The organism is Acinetobacter sp. AR2-3, from assembly GCF_001878775.1.
Classification (GTDB): Bacteria; Pseudomonadota; Gammaproteobacteria; order Pseudomonadales; family Moraxellaceae; genus Acinetobacter; species Acinetobacter lwoffii_D.
Genome location: NZ_MJIQ01000014.1, coordinates 1 through 646, shown reverse-complemented (window position 1 = coordinate 646; position 646 = coordinate 1). Strand labels below are relative to the sequence as shown.

The 646-nt window shown below is 37.9% G+C and carries 1 protein-coding gene; it reads right to left on the bottom strand.

Annotation, left to right across the window (positions count from 1 at the left end; translation table 11 throughout):
- Window positions 1-646: SpoVR family protein (locus BFN00_RS00690; protein WP_143115404.1), on the bottom strand; the 646-nt coding region annotated here is incomplete at both ends.

The window sequence follows — 646 nt, the reverse complement described above, 5'->3', positions numbered from 1 at the left end:
ATGTGTATAAGAGACAGCCGTTTACACGCATGGATACAAGTTGATCGCGAACCATCTCGTGATCCTTATCCGTTATACGGTATTCATTCCCTTTCTTTTGGAACAAGTACAAATCTTCACGCTTCGCTAAATCCTTTGTTAAATAGTTTCGAATAAAGGAAATATCTGATTCTACCTCTCTTACCTCAAAAATCTTTTCACGTCCCGTATTTGGCAAAACACCTAACCGTTTCATTTCCTCGGTAGGATTATTATAGCGATTTTCAATATCCTCGAAAATTTTAATCCCAAGATAATATGGATTAATCGATGTTTTGGAGGGCTGCACAACCCCCGCATTTAATTTGGCATATTCGATAGTTTCAGCAGTAGTTAACTTTAGCTCCCGCATGATTCGTTGATGCCAGAATGAGGCCCAACCCTCGTTCATTATTTTAGTCTCTAATTGAGGCCAAAAATAAAGCATTTCCTCTCGCATCATTGTTAATATATCTCGTTGCCAGTCTTCCAATTCACGGCTATGTTCCTCTAAGAATAACAACAGGTCCTTTTCTGGCTGAGGAGGAAATTGCTTTAATCTGCGTCGAATTGGTTTATAAACTTTTTCTTTTTCTTCTATACTCCATAAATCATCATACGGTGATTT